The following is a 6,695-nucleotide window of genomic DNA, read 5'->3' on the forward strand; positions in this document are numbered from 1 at the left end:
TAGAGCCCTTGCTAGAGCGCGCCGCTGGAACCGCCGCCCTGCAAGGCCGGCGCTGGGTTCCGCCTGGAGAGCTTCCGACGCAAGCGTGCAATGCCGCGGCCGTCTCCGAAATCGTGGCCAACCTGCTGGAGAACGCCTTCCGCTACAGCCGCCCTGGTGGCGGAGTCGGCCTGCTTTGCCAGGAGCAGGGCGATCAGCTCGTCCTGGCGGTTTGGGACGAAGGGCCCGAAATCCCCAGCGCCGAACGGGAGCAGATCTTCCGCAAAGGGGAACGGGGCAGCACCGGCCTTGCCCTCGACGGCAGCGGTCTGGGGCTGGCGCTCGGCCGGGACCTCGCGGAACGCATCGGCGGTGCACTGGAGCTACGGGTGCCGCCCTCCGGTCTCGATCCCAAACTGCCCAGCGCTGGCAATGCCTTCCAACTCAGCCTGCCGAAACGGCCAACAGCAACAGGATCCAACTAAGGCTCCACTCCACGCAGGCGCCGTAGCTGTCGCCGCTGTGACCGCCCAAGCGCCGGCCCAACACCCAAGGAATCAGCATGGCCGGCAGCACACCGAGCCAGCCCAACCCGGCCCATGGACTGAGCCCGAGTCCCAGCAGCAGGCCGCTGAGGGCAAAAGCCAACAGCAACGAGGGCACCAATTCAGCCAGCAGACCCTGCCAATGGCGCAGGTGAAAAGCCGCCGTGCCCTCGCTCTGGCGCAGATAGGGAAACCACTGCATCGCAAACAGCGGTGAAACCCGCGCCCAAACCGAAGCCCAGACCAGGGCGAGAGGCGCCAGGGGGCCAAGCCAGGCCAACGCCGCAGCGCGCAGCAAGAGAGCCACCAACAGCGCCTGGACCCCGCTCGCCCCAACCCTGCTGTCGTCCATGGCCTCCAGACGGCGTTCAGCAGGGGCGGCCAGGCCATCGGCCGTGTCCATCAGCCCATCGAGATGCAGCCCGCCGCTCAGGCTGATCCCCAGGGCCAAGACCAGGGGGATCTGCACCAGCGGACCCGCGGGCGCGAGCAGCTGCCACAGCGCTGCCTCCAACAGCCCAATCGCCAGACCCACCCAAGGGGCAAAGCGGGCAATGCGCTCAAAGCGCGGCGTGACCCCGGGCGGCAGCGGAAGGACGCTGTAAAAAATCCAGGCTCCAGCCCAATCCCTGAGCATGCAGGCGGCCAGCAACGATGGGGCTAGATGATCCTGCCGCCTCGATGAGCTTCCACTTCGAGATCACGGCCCGCTGCACGCGCACCGCCGCCCGTTGCGGCTGCTTTCACACCCCCCATGGCGTCGTCACCACCCCGCGCTTCATGCCCGTGGGGACGCTGGCCACGGTGAAGGGCGTCACGCCGGCGCAACTCAAAGCGACCGGGGCGGAGATGGTGCTCTCGAACACCTTCCACCTGCACCTGCAACCCGGTGAGCAGATCGTGGCGGATGGCGGCGGCTTGCACCGCTTCATGGCCTGGGACGGGCCAATGCTCACCGACTCCGGCGGCTTTCAGGTCTTCAGCCTGGGAGACATCAACACCATCAACGACCGCGGCGTGGTCTTTCGCTCCCCCCGCGATGGGGCCCGGATCGATCTCACCCCAGAGCGATCCATGGCGATCCAAATGGCCCTGGGGGCCGATGTGGCAATGGCCTTTGACCAGTGCCCGCCCTATCCCGCCACGGAAAGCGAGGTGGAGACCGCCTGCCGCCGCACCCATGCCTGGCTGGAGCGCTGCATCACGAGCCACACCAAGGACGATCAGGCCCTGTTCGGGATCGTGCAGGGGGGCTGCTTCCCGCACCTGCGCGAAGAATCGGCACGCGTCATCAGCGCCATGGGACTGCCAGGCATCGCCGTCGGTGGTGTGAGCGTGGGCGAGCCCGCCGAAGAAATGCACCGGATCGTGCGCCAGGTCGGCCCCTTACTGCCCGATGACAAGCCCCACTACCTGATGGGCGTTGGCACCCTCCCTGAAATGGCCATCGCCGTGGCCAACGGCTTCGATCTCTTTGATTGCGTGCTGCCCACCCGCCTGGGACGCCACGGAGCGGCCCTGGTGGGCGGCGAGCGCTGGAACTTGAAAAACGCCCGCTTCCGCCATGACCACAGCCCACTGGATCCCAGCTGCAGCTGCCCGGCCTGCACGGTCCACAGCCGCGCCTACCTCCACCACCTGATCAAAACGGATGAGCTGCTCGGAAAGATCCTGTTGAGCCTGCACAACATCACCCAACTGGTGCGCTTCAGTACAGCCATGGGACAGGCCATCCGTGACGGCTGTTTTTCAGAGGATTTCGCTCCGTGGGAACCAGCCTCTCCGGCCGCCCACACGTGGTAGCTTCCGTCCCTAGCCAACGACGAAACCAGGATGGCCGCCTACGCCCTGCAGACCCTGGCCCAGCTGCCCGAGGCCTACCAAGCCTTCGGTCCTCTGATTGACATCCTGCCGATCATTCCCCTGTTCTTCCTGCTGCTGGCCTTTGTCTGGCAAGCCTCCGTCGGCTTCCGCTGATTCCAAGCTGAGCTGAAGAGCGAAACAAAAAAGCGGTGGGGGCCCATTTGGTCTCCACCGCTTTTTGCTGGCCATCCGGGACTAGCCCCGGCGCAAGACGGCCCAGGCAAATTCCGGCAACGCCAACATCCGGCGCCAACGGCTGGGCTCTTGAACGAGGCGATACAGCCATTCGATCTGCAGACGGCACATCCACTGGGGAGCGCGCTGTTTCGCGCCCGACCAGACGTCAAAACTGCCGCCAACTCCCATCCAGAGGCCCGGCTGACCAGCATGCATGCGCTGGATCCAGGTCTCTTGGCGCGGCACACCCAAGGCCGCCAGCACCAGATCCGGCCTGGCCTCGCGGAGTTGCTGCTCAATGCCGGGCCACTGCTCCGGGCTTTGATAGCCGTGGACGCTGAACTGCAGGTTCAGGCCAGGAATCTCCTTCTTCAGCCGGGCCGAGACCAGGGCCATCACCTCGGGGCTAGCTCCCACCAAAGCCACACGCCAGCTGCGTGAAGCCGCCTCGACCAGGAGCTGACGGGCGAGCTCAATACCTGGACTGCGGCGCACCCGGTAACCCTGGCGCTTGAGGGCCCAGACCACACCGGCACCATCAGGGATCACCAGATCCGCCGCCGCGATCGCCCCACCTAGGGCGGGATCGGCCAGGGCCGACATCGTCATCTCGGCGTTCAAGGTGACGATCTGACCGCCCCCCCGTTGCTTCAAGGCCAGGGCGGCCTCGAGCACATCGGCGGCCACGGCCACCTGCACACCCAAGACCTGGGCGGTCTCCCAGGCGGGCTGATCAAACGCATTGGGGCTGGCGGGAGTCGCCATTGATGCCGTCGTGGATAGGCCGCACGGGAGAATCTATGGCTGGCCTTCAGGCAGTGCTCGCCCATGACCCTCAGCAGCGCCCCGGTTGCGAACAGCGCCGCACCGCTGCAGCTGAGTGCCGCTGAGGCTTGGCAGCGCCTCCAAGAACTGGACCGTCAGATCGATCAGGTGGTGCTGCAGCGCCAACACCCGATCACTGGCCTGCTCCCCGCCAGCACCGCCAACAACGTCCACGGCAACTACGGCGATGCCTGGGTGCGGGACTGCGTCTACTCGATCCAATGCGTCTGGGGCCTCGCCCTGGCCCATCGGCGCCTGAGTGGCGCCACCGCCCGCGTCTACGAGCTGGAGCAGCGGGTGCTGCAACTGATGCGGGGTCTACTCAACGCGATGCTGCGCCAGGCCCACAAGGTCGAGCGCTTCAAGCAGACCCTCTCCCCGCTCGATTGCCTGCACGCCAAATACGACACCGGCAGTGGCGATCCGGTGGTCCCCGATGACGGCTGGGGGCACCTACAGCTCGATGCCACGGCACTATTCCTGCTGCAGCTCGCCCAGCTGACCCGTTCGGGACTGGTGGTGGTTCAAACCAGCCACGAACGGGACTTCCTGCAAAACCTCGTCTATTACGTGGCTCGCGCCTACCGGGTGCGCGATTACGGCATCTGGGAGCGCGGGGACAAAGGCAACCACGGCCTGCCAGAGCGCAACGCCAGCTCCATTGGTCTGGTTAAGGCTGCCCTCGAGGCCCTGGAAGGCCTGGATCTCTATGGCCCCCACGGCAATGGTCAGTGCCACCTGCACATTCCCCACGACGCCATCGTGCGGCTGCGGCGCGCCCTCAGCGGCCTGTTGCCCCGGGAATCAGCCAGCAAAGAAGTCGATGCGGCCTGCCTCTCGGTGATTGGCTACCCGGCCTGGGCCGTAGAAGACAGCGCCCTTGTGGAGCGCACGCGCGACAAGATCCGCACCGAACTGGGCGGGCCCTACGGCTACAAGCGCTTCCGCCGGGACGGCCACCAGACCGTCGTCGAGGACCACAACCGACTGCACTACGAACGGGAGGAACTGGCCCAGTTCGAGCACATCGAATGCGAATGGCCCCTGTTCCTGGCCTATGAGCTGATCACGGCCTGCTGCGAAGAACGCTGGAGTGAGGCCTGGAGCTGGCGGGAACGGCTGCGCAAGGTTGCCGTCGACGTGGACGGCATCGAGCTGCTGCCGGAGGTCTATCTGGTGCCCAAAGCCAGCATCGAGGCTGAGCGCAAGCAACCAGGAAGCCAGGAGCGCATTGCCAACGACAACGTTCCCCTGCTCTGGACGCAAAGCCTGACCTGGCTCAGCGACCTGATGCTGCTGGGCCTACTGGAGCCGCAGCAACTGGACCCCAGCGAACGGCGCCGCAGCCGCAGCCTGGGGGCGCCTCAGGTCCTGGTGAGTTTCGTGCCCGCACGCGAGCACATCGCAGCGGCCCTGGAGCAGGCGGGACTGGCCGTCAGCCGCCCAGGGCCTAGCAACATCGCCAGCTCCCAAGAGCTCGGCCGGCGGATGGCCCAGGTGGGCGCCAATGCGCGACTGGGCCTGAGCGGTCATCCGCGGCTGCGCATGGAGACCATGGCCACCGCCCGGCTCTACCGCCAAGACGGCCAAACCCTGGCCTTTTTGCCAGCGGTGCTGGAGGAGGACACCTTCTATCTCTCCGATGACCCCGAGCAACTGGTGGATGCGGTCACCAACGAAATCAGTCAGTTGCAACGCCACTGGCGCGGCAGTGGGCTGCCGCTGCTGCTGATCCCTGTCGAAGAAGGTCCCTTCCAGCGCAGCCCTGACACCTTCCTGCGGCTTGGGGAGACCCTGCGGAGCGGAGTGCTGGGTGGAACCGCGGTGCAACTCGGCAGCTTGGACGACCTGGCCAACCAAGCTTGCTGGGCGGATCTGCCCAATGCTCAACCGGAGGCTGCCGTCAGCGCTGCAGAGCCCATCCAAGGACTGCAGAGCAGCGGCCTGGACAAACCGCTGACCGCCGAACAAGAGCAAGAACTGGAAGAATCCAGCCTGGATGCGCTGCTGGAGCGGCTCTGGCAAAGCGCCTCCCTACAAGAGCAAGCCGAGCTACTTGAGCTCTTGGTCCGCCGGCTCGGCCTCTCGGCCGTCCTGACCGGACCCAAGGGCAATGCAACACCCAAGGCCCTGTTGGAGGAGGCCTACCGCCGCGCCCTCAAGGATGGGGACTGGAACGTGGTGCGGCGCTGCGCTGGAGTCCTGGGTTTGGTTCATCCCCAGCTTGAAGATGCCCTCACCGATCTCTTGGTGCGCCAGAAACAGGTCGTGGTGGGGCGCAACTACACCAACGACTCCCTGATCACCCAGCCCCTCAGCAGCAAGGCGATTGCAGCCATGATCCGCCTCTACAGCGGCGAGGACAGCCGCGAATGGGTGCTGCAGCAGGAACTCCTGCTCGCCCTCGATGGTCTGGCCCGACGTGATCCCGCCTTACTCAGCGGCAGCCTGACCCTGCAGCTGGGACAACTGCTGCTGCTGCTCACCAGTGAAGTGGCCGGGGAGCAGAACCTCTCACCGAGTGAAGCCTTCGAGGCCCTCTGCGACACGCCGCCCCACGCCATCGGACGGCGGCTCAAGCAGGTGCTCAGCGATGTGGAGCACGCCAAGGCCGCCCTGCAACGCAAGGAGCAACTGCACCTCAGTGGCCGGGTGAGCTGGGAAGCCCCTGAACCCCTGGAGGAGCTCGAAAAGGGCGAAAACTGGCTGAAACACCGGGAGCGCATGGGTGCGCTGCAGAACGTGCCCCGGGACTTCCACCCCGGAATCTGGAGCCTGCTGCACCACTGCCGCGGTCTGGTCATCGGCGACAAGCTCGAGCGCCGCAACCGGCTCGAGAGCGCACCGCTGCTCAAGGAGAAGACCCCCGGCGAGCGCAACTTCGCGGTCCATATCGAGCACCTGCTCAGCAAGATTGAGGCGCCCGAATACCGCCGCCTCTGCATCGAGACCCTGGTCACCCTGATTGCCTTCGTCGATGCCAACCCGGAGGTCAGCGTCGCTGACGACCTGGTGCTGGATGTGGTGATTGGCCACGCGGTCCGCGTCGGCTGGCAGCAACGTCATCCGGAGATCGATCCAGCGGAGTACGGCAGCCACAAAGGCGATGCCTGGGACGCCTTCTATCGCTCCTCACCGGCCGACTGCCGCCGCTGGCAGTTGCTGGCGCTGAAAGAACTGGCGGAAATGGCCTGAGTTAGATCGGCTCCGGCAGGGTCATGCAGATGTTGGCCTGCTCAACGCACTGCTCGATCAGATCGGCGAGCAGCAGGGCACGCGACGCCTGAGGACCGTCGACGCCGGGCT

6 protein-coding genes and 1 pseudogene are annotated in these 6,695 nt (G+C 65.9%); 4 read left to right on the top strand and 3 right to left on the bottom strand.

Annotated features, from left to right (window positions below; genetic code table 11):
- The coding region (locus QZ184_RS09075; RefSeq protein WP_296419201.1) for an ATP-binding protein at nt 1–464 on the top strand (464 nt) is incomplete at its 5' end.
- On the opposite strand, the gene QZ184_RS09080 is transcribed toward QZ184_RS09075, so the two are convergent.
- Nucleotides 424–1,161, bottom strand: a complete 738-nt coding sequence (locus tag QZ184_RS09080) for an adenosylcobinamide-GDP ribazoletransferase (RefSeq protein WP_296419204.1) — start codon at nt 1,159–1,161, stop codon at nt 424–426. The two genes, QZ184_RS09075 and QZ184_RS09080, sit on opposite strands and share 41 nt — an antisense overlap.
- A gap of 44 nt (nt 1,162–1,205) precedes the next feature.
- Between QZ184_RS09080 and tgt the strand changes: the two genes are divergently transcribed.
- Both tgt and QZ184_RS09090 read left to right on the top strand, forming a co-directional pair.
- Nucleotides 1,206–2,327, top strand: coding sequence for a tRNA guanosine(34) transglycosylase Tgt (gene tgt, locus QZ184_RS09085; protein WP_043705370.1), 1,122 nt, complete (start codon nt 1,206–1,208; stop codon nt 2,325–2,327).
- A 30-nt stretch (nt 2,328–2,357) separates the two neighbouring features.
- Nucleotides 2,358–2,501 (top strand): photosystem II reaction center protein K, encoded by a 144-nt coding sequence (locus tag QZ184_RS09090; protein ID WP_010314460.1) that lies wholly within the window; start codon nt 2,358–2,360, stop codon nt 2,499–2,501.
- Nucleotides 2,502–2,582: 81 nt separating this feature from the next.
- Here the strand turns inward: QZ184_RS09090 and QZ184_RS09095 are convergent, their stop codons facing one another.
- Entirely contained in the window at nt 2,583–3,329 is a 747-nt protein-coding gene (locus tag QZ184_RS09095) for a WecB/TagA/CpsF family glycosyltransferase (protein WP_296416394.1), read from the bottom strand.
- Between the two features lie 63 nt (nt 3,330–3,392).
- Between QZ184_RS09095 and QZ184_RS09100 the strand changes: the two genes are divergently transcribed.
- On the top strand, nt 3,393–6,584 hold the full coding sequence (locus QZ184_RS09100) for a glycoside hydrolase family 15 protein (protein WP_296419207.1): 3,192 nt from the start codon (nt 3,393–3,395) through the stop codon (nt 6,582–6,584).
- Between the two features lies 1 nt (nt 6,585).
- On the opposite strand, the pseudogene QZ184_RS09105 reads toward QZ184_RS09100, so the two are convergent.
- A pseudogene (locus QZ184_RS09105) lies at nt 6,586–6,695 on the bottom strand (gfo/Idh/MocA family oxidoreductase); the annotation flags it as partial.

Origin of the sequence: Vulcanococcus sp. DEBay_Sum22DG08_74 (genome assembly GCF_017852955.1) — a bacterium.
GTDB lineage: Bacteria > Cyanobacteriota > Cyanobacteriia > PCC-6307 > Cyanobiaceae > Vulcanococcus.